The sequence below is a fragment of the Streptomyces sp. NPDC057302 genome (genome assembly GCF_042667685.1).
Lineage (GTDB): Bacteria > Actinomycetota > Actinomycetes > Streptomycetales > Streptomycetaceae > Streptomyces.
Genome location: NZ_JBHUZJ010000061.1, coordinates 25,585 through 38,715, shown reverse-complemented (window position 1 = coordinate 38,715; position 13,131 = coordinate 25,585). Strand labels below are relative to the sequence as shown.

The window sequence follows — 13,131 nt, the reverse complement described above, 5'->3', positions numbered from 1 at the left end:
TGGGTTCAGCACGTCAGGCGATCTTCATGAAGAAGCCGCCCTGGTGGAGCATGCGGTCCTTGGTGGACCACACCCAGCTGAGAACCAGCCTTGCGGTTCTGTGTGCTGTCGAGGTACTTGACCGCCTCCAGGAACGCACATGCGGCCCCCGCCGCCCGGAGTGAGGTCCGGGAGGCGAGGGCCGCGTCGTGCCGCCGGGACCAATTGGTCCCAGCAGCAAGACAGATGGTTCAGCGAGGCTTGGTGGCCTTCACGATCGTTGAGTGCACGCCGTCGGCGACCTGGTGGGGGTGTTGGAGAACCCGGTGAAGGTCCAGGCCGTATGCCTTATCGGTCGCACCGACGCGGCGGGGCGGACAGCAGGACCTCGACGTCGATGCCGCCGCCGGAGCCCAGGTCCAGGACGCGCTCGCCCTCGCTGGGGTCGGCGACCGCGGTCGGATTACCGCAGCCGAGCGACGCCGCGACAGCGCCAGCCGGAAGGTCATCGGTCTCGCCTCATCCTTCATGTCCTGCGAGCCCGGGAACACGACGGTCCCGCCCAGTTCTGCACGGTCCACCGATACACCTCCCGGTTCTGCCAGGTAAGGGGCGGGGGGCACACGGTGTGGGCGGGGGCCCCTACAACAGGGCGCCGCCGGACACTTCGAGGCGCTGGGCGGTGACCCATCGCAGGTCCTCGGAGGCGAGCGCGGCAATCGCGTCGCCGATCTCGTGCGGTTCGCCGACGCGGCCGAGCGCGGTCTGCGCGCCCAAGCCCTCGCGCATCTGCGCGTCGTCCCGCATGGCGCCGCCGTTGAAGTCGGTGGCGGTCGGCCCCGGTGCGATGGCGTTGACGCGGATCTTGCGCGCCCCCAGCTCAAGGGCCAAGGCCCGGCTGAGGACCTCGACCGCCGCTTTGGAGGCCGAGTAGACCGAGGTGCCGGCACTGGTGTGGCGGCTGAGGGAGGAGGAGACGTTGATGATCTGCCCTCCGTCGGCCAGCACGGGCGCAAGTGCCTGGATGAGGAAGAACGTGCCGCGTACGTTGGTGTCCATCATCGCGTCGAAGTCGTCGACCGTGACCGCTTCCAGCGGTCCGAACAGCCCGACCCCGGCATTGTTGACCAGGACGTCCAGCCGGGTCGCGTCCCAGCGCTCCAGCTGCGCAGCCAGGTGGGCGACGAAGGTGGGAAAGGAGGCCACGTCGCTGATGTCCAGCCGCAGCGCGGCAGCCGTGGCGCCGGTTTCCTGAATGCTCTTGACCGTCTCCTCGGCCTCCTGCGCGTCGCCGCGGTGGGTGACGATGACGCGCAGCCCGTGCCGGGCCAACGCCTGGGCCGTGGCCCGGCCCAGCCCGCGATTGCCGCCGGTCACCAATGCGATCTTGCCTGACTCCATGAGTGCTTCTCCTTGCGGGAACAGACCGACGCTGGCGGGGGAGTGCTTCCGCCGACCAGATGCGAGTCACTCGACTCGCATCCCTGCCTACGTAAGCATCCGCACAGTGGCGAGTCAAGTGACTCGCCTCGTGATGGGGCATACTGGTCCCATGACCGCAGGACTCTCCGCGCACCACCAACGACTCGCTCAGCGCAAGCGTGAGGCGATCACCGCTGCGGCCACGAAGCTGTTCCTGGAACGGGGCTATGACGGGACCTCGCTGGCGAGGATCGCGCAGGAAGCGGTCGTTTCGAAGTCCACGCTGTTCAAGCAGTTCCCGACCAAGGCGGCGCTGTTCGAGGCCATCGTCACCGAGTACTGGGAGGGTGGGCCGGACCCGGCGGCGTCCGCGACGCAGCCCGAGGACCTGGGCGCCGGCCTGAGCGCGATCGGCCGCCAGTACGCCGACCTGGTCGGCCGGCCCGCGATGGCGGCCCTCTTCCGCATTGTCATCGCAGAACTGCCGCGCTTCCCGGAACTGGGACGGGCCCAGTTCGAGCTGGGCAAGCTGCCCTACTTCATCTCCGTCCAGCACTACCTGGAGGCCCAGCACGCCGCGGGCACTGCGGTGGTACCTGACGCGGAGAGCGCCACCAACCAGTTCCTCGGCATGATCGCCAACTACGTCCTGTGGCCGCGGATGCTGCTCGCCGACTGGAGCCCCGCATCTGCCGACATCGGCCACGCGGTCGACGAGGCGGTCACGACGATGCTCGCCCGCTACGGCCGCAGCGCCAACGACCCGCAGCACTCCTGAGGGCCCCGGCGCCGCTGCGGGTGCGGACGGCGGCGCCCGCCCCCGGACCCCGGAACACTGCGGGAGGCTGCCGGTCAGTACCGGGGCGGCCTGTAGGCGTCATTCGCAGCGTCGGGGAGCCGGCGGCTGTGCCGCCGCCGGGAACGTAGACGGTGTCCCCGACCGGTGTTGGAGCCTGACTCCACGTCAGCTATTGCCCGTTCGTGAGTGACTTCTGCTGACCTGTCGAGGCCTTGAAGGGTAGGGATGAGCCGCTGGCGGCAGCATCAATCTCGCAGTGCTGTGGCCTGCAGAAAGAAGGGGTGACACAGGCTCTTAGCTCTCGACCATGTCGCCGTTGCTCCAGGCGTAGACCTTGTCTCCCTTGACCGCGACCCGTAGCTGGTACTGCCCGGAACAGTCGGGCCGTCCGTCATCGGCCCCCACGTCTTGTGGCCACCAGCTCGCCACTAGCGTGGGCCCGTCGGAGAAGGCGCCTTCCGAGCAGCCTTCCTCACCGGTCAGTTTCAGCGGGGTGTCGCCGAGCGTGAAGTGCATGAGTTTGGCATTGCCGGTGGTCTGCGCCTTGATTGTGATGTCCGTCGCGTCCCTGGGTACCCACTTGGGGAGCCGGAAGATGAGTTCACCGTCGGCGGACTTTCGGGCCTCGTGCTCGGTGGGGAACGTCTTGACGCGTTCGTGGAGCACGTGGTCGTTGAACACGTCCGGGAAATCGGCGTTGTGTTCTTTCAGCACGGGCGTCACGGCCGAGCCGACGGCCCAGAGGCCTACTACGCAGGCTGCGCTGATGATCAGAGTCTTTTTCTGCATACCAATCCAGGCCCGGATGAGGCCGCTCGCTTCCACGCCGACCAGGCGATCGTATGTCGCCCCATGAGAGAGACGGAGGCGCAGAGCAGGCGGTTCAGTCCCGCGGTCCAAGAACATCTACGGTCATCGTGCCCGTCGGCCTCGGCGTGCTCTGGGCCCGCAGCTGTCCTCGTCCTCTCCATCTTCGGCGGCGCAGGAGTTGAGGAAGGGGCACAGGACAGGCTCGGGCCGCTGGCGCTGGCGCTGGCGCTGATGTTGAATAGGGAGCGGCCCGGGATGTTGATGTGCTGCTCCCTGAATGGGTAGGGGCGGGGCACGTCCTCGTCTTTGACGTCGCAGCCCACGGCGCGGCCTCGGGCGACAGCGGCACAGGTAGCGGGCAGTTGCGCGCCAACGTTCAATCTTCATGCGACACGCCGAGGTCGTGGCGCATAGCGGCTCTCATAGTTCGGAGCATCTCCCAGACCTCGTACTGAGCCTGGGCCGCGGTCTCCATCGTTTCGCCTGGTTCGGGGGCGCCGCGTTCGAGGCGTTTGACCTGGCCGTAGACCTTGGTCAGGGCTTGGTTGACGACACTCGCTCGCCTGAGTACTTCTTCGGGGGCGATCATCTGTGCCTCGGAGTATCGATCGCGGTGCGCGTTCTTCGTCTCATCGAGTGCGTCGCTGTCGGCCTCTTCCACGCCGTGATCCCTCATGATGTGCAGGTGGCGGTTGAGCGCGGTGGTGAACTGCCGGGCATCCCGGTTGAGTTCCACATAGCAGGTACGTCGCAGCGAACGGGCCTCGCGAGCCTCCTCATGGTCTCGAACGAGTTCTATCTCCAGGCGCTTAGCTCGTTCGGAGCCGCGCTGGGTGAGCAACGCACCTCCCAGCGTTCCGGCGACGCCTGCGACAGCGATGATCACTGAGCTGAGATCCACCGACGCACCTCGTGAAATTCTTCGGCCTCGTGCCCGCTGCGCATGGCCCAGGCCGTCCAGTTTGCCGCTCCTCGGTGTGTCGGTGACGCCGAAGGGGCGGACGCACTCCGGCCAGGTCTACCGGGACGTCGCGTAGCTGATTGGCGCCGTGCCGGGACCATGCGAGCGAGATCGGGTCCCTGGGCGACACAGTCGGCCATGTACTCACCTCCACCGCCGCCCAGGGCTTCGAGTACGACTGGAACGGCGTCATCCTGGGAGACGACCTCGTCTGGCGTCAGGACCGGTGGATCCCCAACCCTCAGGCCAGCAGAGACCCCGCGCTGAGCAGCACCGACACCGCCACCTTTCTCCGCCTGGTCCGCAACACCTACAAAGTCCTCCTCACCCGTGGCATGTCCGGAACCCTCCTGTGCTCCACGGACTCCGAAACCCAGGCACGACTGCGCCAACTGGTCCCCGTACCGACTGCGGCAGAGCCTGACCCGCCTGCGCCGGTCCATCAGCCCACCTGAAACAGCACCACCGAACTCACCACGTACGGCTGCAGATTGCGGCTCGCCCCCCGCGTCCAGGCCGGCAGCGCACGGCGCAAGCCCTCTGCGGCTCGACACAGCGCCGCGACCCGGTCCCGGGCCGCGGCGTCAAGCACATCTCACCGTCGCCCTGTACAGCTCCCACTACGTCCTGCCGGCCAGCCACTTCTCTTACCGTCGATAGCAGACTCGACTACACCTCGTTGAAGCCACGTGATGCGTCGTAGATGTCGAGTTCGATGAAGACCACGTAGAAGCTCGTGACGACGTACTGGACCATTACGTGGTCCTCCCAGACCGAGCGGGTCACGGTGTCGGTCGTGTAGGTGAGGTGACTGCCGGGGCCCTCTGGCTCAGCGGCGATCCTGGCGACCAGACGCAGGAACGTTTCCCGATCGTCGGCCGGCATGTAGTCACGAAACCGCACAACCTGCTCGGTGAACTGCACACGTCTTTTCATCGAGGCAGGACTCTACGGGCACGGCGAAGGCCCTTGCCGGGAGTTTCGGCCGGGCCTGCTCGCCTGCAGGTAGTTCAGGCGGCCGCTTTCTCCGGGATGCCGGAGACGAGGCCAGTCAATCTCCAGGATGGTCAGCAGCCGGCAGTCGCCGCATGTGTACGTGATGCTGTCGTGTGCGAGCTCCAACTGAGCACGTCTGTCTGTACTTCGTTGAGCACCGGTCAGAGGGCCGGGCTCGTGCGGGGCTCTGCCTTGGGGTCGCTGGTGCGGCCGTGCTCGGAGTCGGCGAAGGCCCTGCGGACCAGCGGCCGCGCGGCCTTCGACTGCAGGGCCCGCATCGCCAGCGCGTTCACCCGGATTCCCAGCGCGGACTTGGGCGCCATGGACGCGATACGGCCGGGCGGGAGTTGCTGCGCAGATGCGGTCCTGGGCCGCATGGCCTGCTCGAAGGAGGCCAGCGCGGCGGGCGTTTGCGAGGTGTCGCCCGGCGCGCCCGCGGCGCGCAGCGCGGCCGCCAACTCGGCGGCACCGCGCAGGGCGAGGGCGGTGCCGAGGCCGCTGAGCGGGCTCGCACACCAGGCGCTGTCGCCGAGCAGCACGATCCGGCCGGTGTTCCAGCACGGCACGTGCACTTGGTCGAAGGTGTCCAGAGCGAAGTCGTCGGCTTGGCGAGCCGCGGCCAGGAACTCGGTGGTGCGCCAGCCGACACCCGCGAACGTCCGCTCCAGCAGGGCGAACTGGGCCTCGCGCTCGTGCCGCGAGGGCAGCGTGTCGGCAGCGAAGGTCAGGCCCACCTCCTGCTGCCCGGGGTGGCCGGGGCGAGCCTCGACGCCGCGGCGGCCCGGTGCGTTGTGGGTCAGGAACCAGCCGTCGAGAGACGGCGTCCCGGGCCGCTCGGTGAGGGTAAACCAGGCGTGGGCCAGGCCCAGCGGCTTGCGATAGTTCTCCTCCGGCCCAAACCGCAGCGCACGAACCTTTGAGTGCGCGCCATCGGCGCCCACCACCAGGTCGAACGTCTCCTGCGCGCCGTTGCTGAAGCGGGCGCGCACTCCTGCCTCTGTGTCCTTGAGCGCCTGCACGGTTTCGCCGAACCGGTGCGTGACGCCCGGCCCGGTCGCCTCGTGAATGATCCGGGCGAGGTCCGTGCGCAGCAATTCCTCGCGGGACACATAACCGCGCCCGTCGAACGCCTCCACCGGCATCTCGGCCAGACGCCGCTCCCGCGCGTCGATCCAGGCTGCGCCGCGCTGTTCCACCAGACAGTCCAGTGCCTGCCGGAGCAGTCCGGCGCGCTCAAGGACCTCCCTGCTGTCGCCGCGCAGGTCGACGGTCTGGCCGCCGGTGCGCAGGGCCGGCGCGATCTCCGCGACGGTGACCCTCCAGCCGTCCCTTTCCATGAGCAGCGCGAGTGTGTCCCCCGCGATTCCAGCGCCGACGACGAGTACGTGAGCCACGACATCCTCCGGTTCCGCTTCTGCTTCGATCGCAGAGGTATCCCAGCACCCCTCATGCGAATGTTTCGCATTTAGAGTATGCACCTTGGTCGCACTAATACAAGAGTTTCGCGTTAGAGTGAAGCGGTGACGCAAGCATCAGGGACAGCCCGCCCCGGCGGCCGTACTGCCCGCACCGGTGAGGCCGTGCGGGCGGCCACCCGCGAACTGCTGGCCCAATCGGCCGACGGCACCGTCGACATCGCGGAGGTGTCGGCCCGCTCCGGCGTCCACCTCGCCACCATCTACCGCCGCTGGCGCAGCGCCGACGGTCTGATCATCGACGCGGTGGTGGACGAGCTGGACAGCCGTTCGCCGCTGCCCGCCACCGGCGACCTGCGGGCCGATCTGCACGCATGGATCACCAACCTGCTCAGCGACCTGACCAAGCCCAGCCATCTCGCCTTCTTCCGGGCCCTGCTCCGGGCTGGCGATCAGGGGCAGGACACGCGAAGCTTCGCCGAGCCGCGTATCCAGCAGATCCAGGCCACCCTGGACGCCGCCGGTGCCACCGTGCTGACCTGGATGGACATCTTCGAACTGGTGCTGGCGCCGGCCTACGTGCGTGCGCTGCTGACCCTGCCTATGGACCCGGAGACCGAGGCTCTACGACTGGTCGACAACGTGCTGGCCATCAGGGCGGCGCGCGAGCGCGAAGCGCTGGAGTGAGCGTGCGGGCGCCCCGGCGAGTCGCACATGGGTTATCGGCACACAACCGGCCCACCCAGGAGAAGATCCACTGCGTCAGTTGCGGCCACCAGGCGCACGCCGACCACGTTGGGGCACTCAACGTTCTACGGGCCGGGCTGGTCCATCGCAAAGCCCACCCGGCATAGCGAGAAGCCCCCTCATTCATGAGGGGGAGGAGCCACGCACTCTGACTACGGGAGTCTGCCCCCGCCGGCCCCAGGTGCGGGCGTGTGGCGGCGTCATCGCGAACCCGGCTTCGTCCTCGAAGACGATGCGCGGCCACACGTCCTTCTACCAGAGCTCGATCGCACGCTCGTCGCGTTCCAGCGCGCGACGGGCCGGGTTCTGCCAAGACCAGCCGTGCCGGTGCAGCAGCCGCCACACCCCCGCGATCGAGCAACTGACCGGGAACTGGCGGCCGATCAGCGTTCTGACGCGTTCCAGCGTCTACCGCTGATCTTGCCAGCCATGCGCGGCTGGCTCTTTGGCCAGCTCTGTTTCCAGCAGGGCTAACAGCTCGTCTGACAGCTTCGGCAGTTTCGCGGGTCCCTTCGGCTTCAGCCCCTGCATGCCGCCGGCAGACGGCAGAATCTCGCCACATCCCCCGGCGTTGGGATCCGCTCGGATGCGATGCCGGCGCACGGGATGGCGCCAGCGGCCGGAGGTATCACGGGCGATGTCGGCGCTGTTTGTGTTCTGGTTGCTGCCTGCTGTGAGTTTGGGAATGTCAAGGCTTGGTCCCGGTCTCGCGGCTGGGCTCGTGGATTTGTTGCGGATGGTCTTCCTTCTCTCTGTCCGAGGCTTCAGGTGTCCTGTGTGGGGTGCCGTGGACGTTGAGTCCGGGGTGTTGTTGTTTTTGGTGGTGGGTGTGGTGTGGGGGGTGTGCTGCCGGGGGGGCTGGTGTGTGGTGGTGGGTTGGGTTTCGGGTTGTGGGGGGTGGGTCAGGTTGTTGTGGGGTGTGTGAGGTCGTAGAGGGTGGTGCCGTCGATGGTGGTTTTTTTGAAGTGGGTGGTGATCCACTGGGTTATTTGTGTGGTGGTGCCGTTGCCGGGGTCGGCTCCTGGGCTGATGGCGATGTAGTAGTGGATTTTTCTGTCGGTGATGTGTTGTTTGAATTGTGTGAGGGTGGGGGTGGGGTCGGTGCCGACGAAGCCGCCGATGGGCATGACGGGGTGTTGGGTGGCGAGTTGGTAGCTGGCGGCGATCTGGGCGCCGGTGGTGGCGGCGGGCCAGGTGTAGTGGTCGGCGTCGGTCAGGAGTGTGGTTTTGACTTTGCTGCTGACTGTGAGGCCGTTGATGAGGGCGTCCATGGCGGCGCCGCCCTGAGCCGGGGCCTGGGTTTGGGTTTGGGTTTGGCCGTCTGGGGGTGGGGTGCTTGTCTTGTCTGGTGGTTGTTGGGTGCCGGAGGGATGGTCGGGGCCGCCGGCCGGCTTCGTGCCGCTGGTGCCGCTCGTGCTGTCTGTGTCTTTCGGGTCGCTGGTGCCGCTCGGTGCGTTTGTGTCGCCGGGGTCACGTGTGCTGCCTGTGCTCTTCGGGTTGTCTGTGCTGTCCAGCTCGTTCATGTCGCCGGGGGTGTCTGTGTTTCCCGTGGTGCCTGCGCCGGCCGGGTTTGATGGGCCTGCTGTGACGATTGATCCGGTGTGGCTCTGGTTGAGGGTTGTTGTGGTGTAGGCGAGGGGTCCTGCGAGTGCGGCGGCGAGCCCCAGTCCAGCTGCGGCCAGGCCGAGTTGGTGTCCGTGCCGTTGCCCGAGTGGGTGTCGGTAGCGTTTTCCGGGCTGCTGTCCGGGCTGTTGGCCGGGTTGTTTTCCGGGTTGTTGGCCGAGCCGTCCTGCGAGTGGTAGCACGAGTGCGGCGGTCAGGCCGGTGGCCAGTACGGCCCAGCGTAGCCAGGGCAGGTAGTCGGCTGTGCGGCCGAGCAGGGTGTAGGACCAGGTTGTGGTGAGGGCGAGTGTTGTGGCGAGGGTGGCGGTGGCTGGGAGGCGGTGGCGTTGTTCCCACAGGGTGGTGGTGCCCATGCCGGTGAGTGCGGCGATGTAGGGGGCCAGGGCCACTGTGTAGTAGGCGTGGAACATGCCTTGCATGAGGCTGAAGACGGCGGCGGTCACCAGGAGTGAGCTGCCCCAGGCCAGGAACGCGGCGCGGGTGGTGTCGGTGCGTGTGGCGCGGCGGGTGAGGATGAGTCCGGCGGTCAGCAGGATCAGGGCGGCGGGCAGGAGCCAGGTGATCTGGCCGCCGATGCTGGTGCTCAGCAGCCGGCCGGTGCCGCTGTGTCCGGAGCTCCAGCCTCCGCCGGCGTTGCCGGCGTTGTCTCCGGCGATCCGGCCCAGGCCGTTGTAGCCGAAGGTCAGTTCCAGGAAGGAGTTGTTGGGTGAGCCGCCGATGTAGGGGCGTGAGGAGGCGGGCCACAGTTCTACCAGTGCCACCCACCAGCCGCCGCAGAGTGTCATGGTGAGTGTGGCCCAGGCGAGTTGGGCGAGTCTGCGCCGCAGGGGTGTGGGTGCGCATACCGCGTACAGGAGTGCGAGCGGGGGCAGGATGAGGAAGGCCTGCAGTGATTTGGTGAGGAAGGCGAATCCGACGGCGGCGCCCGCGTACAGGAGCCATTTGGTGCGGGTGTCTTCCAGGGCGCGCAGCACGCAGTACAGGGTGAGGGTCATCAGGAGGGTGAGCGGTGCGTCGGGGTTGTTGAAGCGGAACATCAGTGCCGCGACGGGCGCGGTGGCCAGTACCGCGATGGCGATGAGTCCGGCTGCCGCGGTGAAGCGTCTGCGTACCGCGGCGTAGAGGATGCCGGCCGTGGCCAGGGCCATGAGTACCTGGGGCAGCAGGATCTGCCAGGAGCCCAGGCCGAAGAGGCGTACGGACAGGGCCATCGGCCACAGTGCGGCGGGCGGTTTGTCCACGGTGATGGAGTTGGCGGCGTCAGAGGAGCCGAAGAAGAACGCCTTCCAGCTTTCGCTGCCTGCCTGTGCGGCCGCGGAGTAGAAGGGGTTGGCGTAGCCGGAGGCGCTCAGGTTCCACAGGTAGGAGAGTCCCACGGCGGCCAGCAGCCCGATCAGCGCCGGCCGTACCCAGCGGGCGTCCGCGGGTGCGGGGGAGGCCGGGGGCGGGGCCGCAGGCGAGGACGGGGAGGGGGAGGGGGGCGGGGGTGCGGTGACGGTCATCGAGCTGCTCCGGAGTCGTGGCGCCGCTGATCGTGGACATGGCCCAGGCCCAGGCCGTGGTCGAGGCCCTGGCTCTGGCCGAGGCTTTGGCCGAGGCCCTGACCCTGGTCGTGGCTTTGACCGTGGCCCTGGATCTGGCTTTGGCCGTGGCCCTGGACCTGGCTTTGGCCGTGGACCTGGCTTTGGTCGAGGCCGTGGCCGTGGTCGAGGTGCCCGTACTCGTATTCGTGCTCGTGCTCGGGCTCGTTTTCGTGCTTGTGCTTGTGCTGGTCGGTGGGGTGCGGGTCTGGGAAGACCCAGATGCGGAACAGCAGGAAGCGCAGCACGGTGGCTGCGAGGTTGGCGGCGATCAGGACGGTGAGTTCGGTGGCGTGTGAGGGGGTGCCGATGGCTGTGTCCAGTGCGGTGAGTGAGCCGCTGGTCAGTACGAGGCCGATGGCGAACACCACCAGGCCCTGTGCCTGGTGGCGCATGGCCCGGTCCCGGCCGCGGACCTTGAAGGTCAGGCGCCGGTTGGCCGCGGTGTTGGCGAGTGCGGAGAGGAACAGTGCGGCGGCGTTGGCGGGCTGGGCTCCCAGCCCGAGGCGCAGCAGTGAGTACAGGAGCAGGTAGAAGAGGGTGGAGAGCGCTCCCACCGCACAGAATCCGACCAGTTGTCGTGCCAGTCCCTTTGGTACGCCTTCGAGTTGGCGGTCGCGGGGGTCCTCGCCGAAGGGCCGGGCGAGGCGGTCCAGTGACAGTGCGCCGAGTGCGAGTGCCCGCCCCACGCGCCATACGCCCTTGAGGTCTTCGGTCGCGGTGCGCATGATGTGGACGGTGGAGTCGGGGTCGTCGACCCAGTCCACGGGTACTTCGTGGATCCGCAGCCCGGCCCGTTCGGCGAGCACGAGCAGTTCGGTGTCGAAGAACCATCCGGTGTCCTCGACCATCGGCAGCAGCTGCTGGGCGACATCGCGGCGGATCGCCTTGAACCCGCACTGCGCGTCGGAGAAGCGGGCGTGCAGCGAGCCGCGCAGGATCAGGTTGTATGTCCGTGAGATGAACTCGCGCTTGGGTCCGCGCACCACCCGTGAGCCGCGGGAGAGCCGGGAGCCGATCGCCAGGTCCGAGTGCCCGGAGATGAGCGGGGCGACAAGGGGGAGCAGCGCGTTGAGGTCGGTGGACAGGTCCACGTCCATGTAGGCGAGCACGGAGGCGTCCGAGTTGGACCACACGGCCCGCAGGGCGCGCCCGCGGCCCTTCTGGTCGAGCCGGTGGACTTGCACCTCGGCCAGTTCATCCGCGAGCCGGGCCGCGATGTGGGGTGTGCGGTCGCTGCTGGCGTTGTCGGCGACGGTGATGCGAAATGCGCCCTGCCCGTAGGGGAAGGTGCGGGCCAGGTGTGCGTGCAGCCGCCGCACGCAGCTCTCCAGGTCCTCTTCCTCGTTGTAGACGGGGACCACGACGTCAAGGACGGGTACGCCGCCGCCCCGCGCGGGCAGATGCTCGCGCACGGGCAGATGTTCGCGCACGGGCAGCTGCTCGCGGTCCGGCCGGCGTTCCGGGCCGGCGGGGGCCGGATCGGCGGGCCGGATCCGGCCCCGGGCCCTGAGGTGGGGCGACATGCCGCGGTGGCGCTCCACTACGGGCGTGTGCTCTTGTTCGCTGGACACACCAGTCCTCCCTGCTGTCGGAGCTTGCGGCTCAGGGTGGAAGGGGTGGGTCGTAGTTCGATCGAGGCGGGCTCAAAGTGCGCGCGATGCCCGCTCGAGATGCGCCGGCCGTGCGCGCGAGGTGTTGCGGCGGGGGTGGCTCTATGTCCTTGGCCCGGTCAAGGAGGCCTGGCCGGGAGGGGCATCGCGCGTCCGGGCTGCCGGTCAGCGGGGTGCGGGGTGCGGGGTGCGGGGTGCTGATCGGGGCTGCGCGGGTTCGGCGGCGCCGGCCGTGGACAGCCGCGAGCCCGCTCCGTCCCAAGGACGCGTGCGAGGCCGGGACGGGACTGGGGTACGAGGCCGGGGCGGGGCTGGGGTGCGAGGCCGGGGCGGGACTGGGTGAGCAGGGCGCGGGGATGCGGCCGCTGGTGCGGGGCGGTGATCTCGTCGGTGAGTTCCGGCGGGCGCAGGGGGTGCGCCATGGCGCGCGTCTGGTCCGCGAGGGTGTGCGCCATGGTGCGCGTCTGGTCTGCGAGGGTGCGTCCGCGGCGGTTGCCGTCCACCGGCCGGGCGGGGAACGCGCGGGGCCGTGTGGTGTTCCGGTTGGTGTGCTCCTGAGGGGCCTTGGGCGCTGCTTTCGCGCGGCCCGGCGGGAAAGGGGCGGCGTCAGAGCATCCGGTCGACCAGTCCGTCGACGTAGTGGGGGGTGAGGTCCATGCCGAACAGGACGCGGATGTACATGGGGGCCAGGATGTGGTCCAGCACGCCGAACGCGTCGGGTGCCTCTTCGCCGCGTTCGCGGGCCCGGTCGAGCATGGACTGCAGCTGCCGGGTGCGTTCGGCGCGCAGGTCCTCGCCCGCCTTCAGGCCCTGCTGGCCGTTGTTGGACAGGGCGACGGCCAGGCGCAGCACCGCGAGGCCGTCGGGTCCGGTGATCTCGCGGGCGACCTGTGCCGCGTAGGTGCGCAGGTCGCCGTCCAGGCTCCCGGTGTCGGGCATCGGCGACTGCGCGTTGAGGCGGGTCAGGGCGACGTCGGTGAGCAGGGTTTCCAGGTTGCCCCACCGGCGGTAGATGCTGCTGTCGGCCACGCCCGCGCGGGCCGCGACCTCGCCGACGGTGAAGTTGCCGTAACCGCGCTCACTGATCAGGGCGGTGACGGCCCGGTGCACCTCCGCGCCGACGCGGGCGCTGCGTCCGCCGGGGCGCCGGGCTGGCTGTCGCTCGTTCATGCCCCCACCTTAACGC

General features: G+C 68.6%; 13 protein-coding genes and 1 pseudogene. 3 read left to right on the top strand and 11 right to left on the bottom strand.

Going from position 1 to position 13,131, the window contains the following annotated elements; translation table 11 throughout:
* Nucleotides 1-308: 308 nt before the first annotated feature.
* Nucleotides 309-495, bottom strand: a pseudogene (locus tag ACFUPX_RS31960) (arsenite S-adenosylmethyltransferase); the annotation flags it as partial.
* 126 nt (nt 496-621) lie between these two features.
* On the bottom strand, nt 622-1,380 hold the full coding sequence (locus ACFUPX_RS31955) for an SDR family NAD(P)-dependent oxidoreductase (protein WP_383330561.1): 759 nt from the start codon (nt 1,378-1,380) through the stop codon (nt 622-624).
* A gap of 151 nt (nt 1,381-1,531) precedes the next feature.
* On the opposite strand from ACFUPX_RS31955, the gene ACFUPX_RS31950 reads away from it, so the two are divergent.
* On the top strand, nt 1,532-2,179 hold the full coding sequence (locus ACFUPX_RS31950) for a TetR/AcrR family transcriptional regulator (RefSeq protein WP_383330558.1): 648 nt from the start codon (nt 1,532-1,534) through the stop codon (nt 2,177-2,179).
* Between the two features lie 315 nt (nt 2,180-2,494).
* Here the strand turns inward: ACFUPX_RS31950 and ACFUPX_RS31945 are convergent, their stop codons facing one another.
* Together ACFUPX_RS31945 and ACFUPX_RS31940 are read right to left on the bottom strand one after the other, a co-directional pair.
* Nucleotides 2,495-3,025 (bottom strand): hypothetical protein, encoded by a 531-nt coding sequence (locus ACFUPX_RS31945; protein WP_383330555.1) that lies wholly within the window; start codon nt 3,023-3,025, stop codon nt 2,495-2,497.
* A 361-nt stretch (nt 3,026-3,386) separates the two neighbouring features.
* Nucleotides 3,387-3,911 carry a hypothetical protein gene (locus ACFUPX_RS31940; RefSeq protein WP_383330552.1) on the bottom strand — a complete coding sequence of 175 codons (525 nt, stop codon included), beginning with the start codon at nt 3,909-3,911 and terminating at the stop codon, nt 3,387-3,389.
* A 140-nt stretch (nt 3,912-4,051) separates the two neighbouring features.
* On the opposite strand from ACFUPX_RS31940, the gene ACFUPX_RS31935 reads away from it, so the two are divergent.
* A complete protein-coding gene (locus ACFUPX_RS31935) occupies nt 4,052-4,426 on the top strand; it encodes a DNA/RNA helicase domain-containing protein (RefSeq protein ID WP_383330549.1) in 375 nt (124 codons plus the stop codon).
* 214 nt (nt 4,427-4,640) lie between these two features.
* On the opposite strand, the gene ACFUPX_RS31930 is transcribed toward ACFUPX_RS31935, so the two are convergent.
* Together ACFUPX_RS31930 and ACFUPX_RS31925 are read right to left on the bottom strand one after the other, a co-directional pair.
* A complete protein-coding gene (locus tag ACFUPX_RS31930; RefSeq protein ID WP_383330546.1) occupies nt 4,641-4,895 on the bottom strand; it encodes a hypothetical protein in 255 nt (84 codons plus the stop codon).
* Between the two features lie 233 nt (nt 4,896-5,128).
* Complete coding sequence (locus ACFUPX_RS31925) at nt 5,129-6,361, bottom strand: FAD-dependent monooxygenase (protein ID WP_383330543.1); 1,233 nt, start codon at nt 6,359-6,361, stop codon at nt 5,129-5,131.
* Between the two features lie 126 nt (nt 6,362-6,487).
* Between ACFUPX_RS31925 and ACFUPX_RS31920 the strand changes: the two genes are divergently transcribed.
* Nucleotides 6,488-7,069, top strand: coding sequence for a TetR/AcrR family transcriptional regulator C-terminal ligand-binding domain-containing protein (locus ACFUPX_RS31920; RefSeq protein WP_383330540.1), 582 nt, complete (start codon nt 6,488-6,490; stop codon nt 7,067-7,069).
* A gap of 312 nt (nt 7,070-7,381) precedes the next feature.
* Here the strand turns inward: ACFUPX_RS31920 and ACFUPX_RS31915 are convergent, their stop codons facing one another.
* The 5 genes from ACFUPX_RS31915 to ACFUPX_RS31895 form a co-directional block, all read right to left on the bottom strand.
* A complete protein-coding gene (locus ACFUPX_RS31915) occupies nt 7,382-7,534 on the bottom strand; it encodes a winged helix-turn-helix domain-containing protein (protein ID WP_383330613.1) in 153 nt (50 codons plus the stop codon).
* Nucleotides 7,535-8,031: 497 nt separating this feature from the next.
* Entirely contained in the window at nt 8,032-10,254 is a 2,223-nt protein-coding gene (locus tag ACFUPX_RS31910) for an ArnT family glycosyltransferase (protein WP_383330537.1), read from the bottom strand.
* Nucleotides 10,251-11,771 carry a glycosyltransferase gene (locus tag ACFUPX_RS31905; RefSeq protein ID WP_383330611.1) on the bottom strand — a complete coding sequence of 507 codons (1,521 nt, stop codon included), beginning with the start codon at nt 11,769-11,771 and terminating at the stop codon, nt 10,251-10,253. The genes ACFUPX_RS31910 and ACFUPX_RS31905 overlap by 4 nt, the downstream gene beginning before the upstream one ends.
* 293 nt (nt 11,772-12,064) lie before the next feature.
* Complete coding sequence (locus tag ACFUPX_RS31900) at nt 12,065-12,400, bottom strand: hypothetical protein (protein WP_383330535.1); 336 nt, start codon at nt 12,398-12,400, stop codon at nt 12,065-12,067.
* A gap of 151 nt (nt 12,401-12,551) precedes the next feature.
* Nucleotides 12,552-13,115: a TetR/AcrR family transcriptional regulator gene (locus tag ACFUPX_RS31895; RefSeq protein WP_383330532.1), complete on the bottom strand. Its 564-nt coding sequence runs from the start codon at nt 13,113-13,115 to the stop codon at nt 12,552-12,554.
* Between the last annotated feature and the right edge of the window lie 16 nt (nt 13,116-13,131).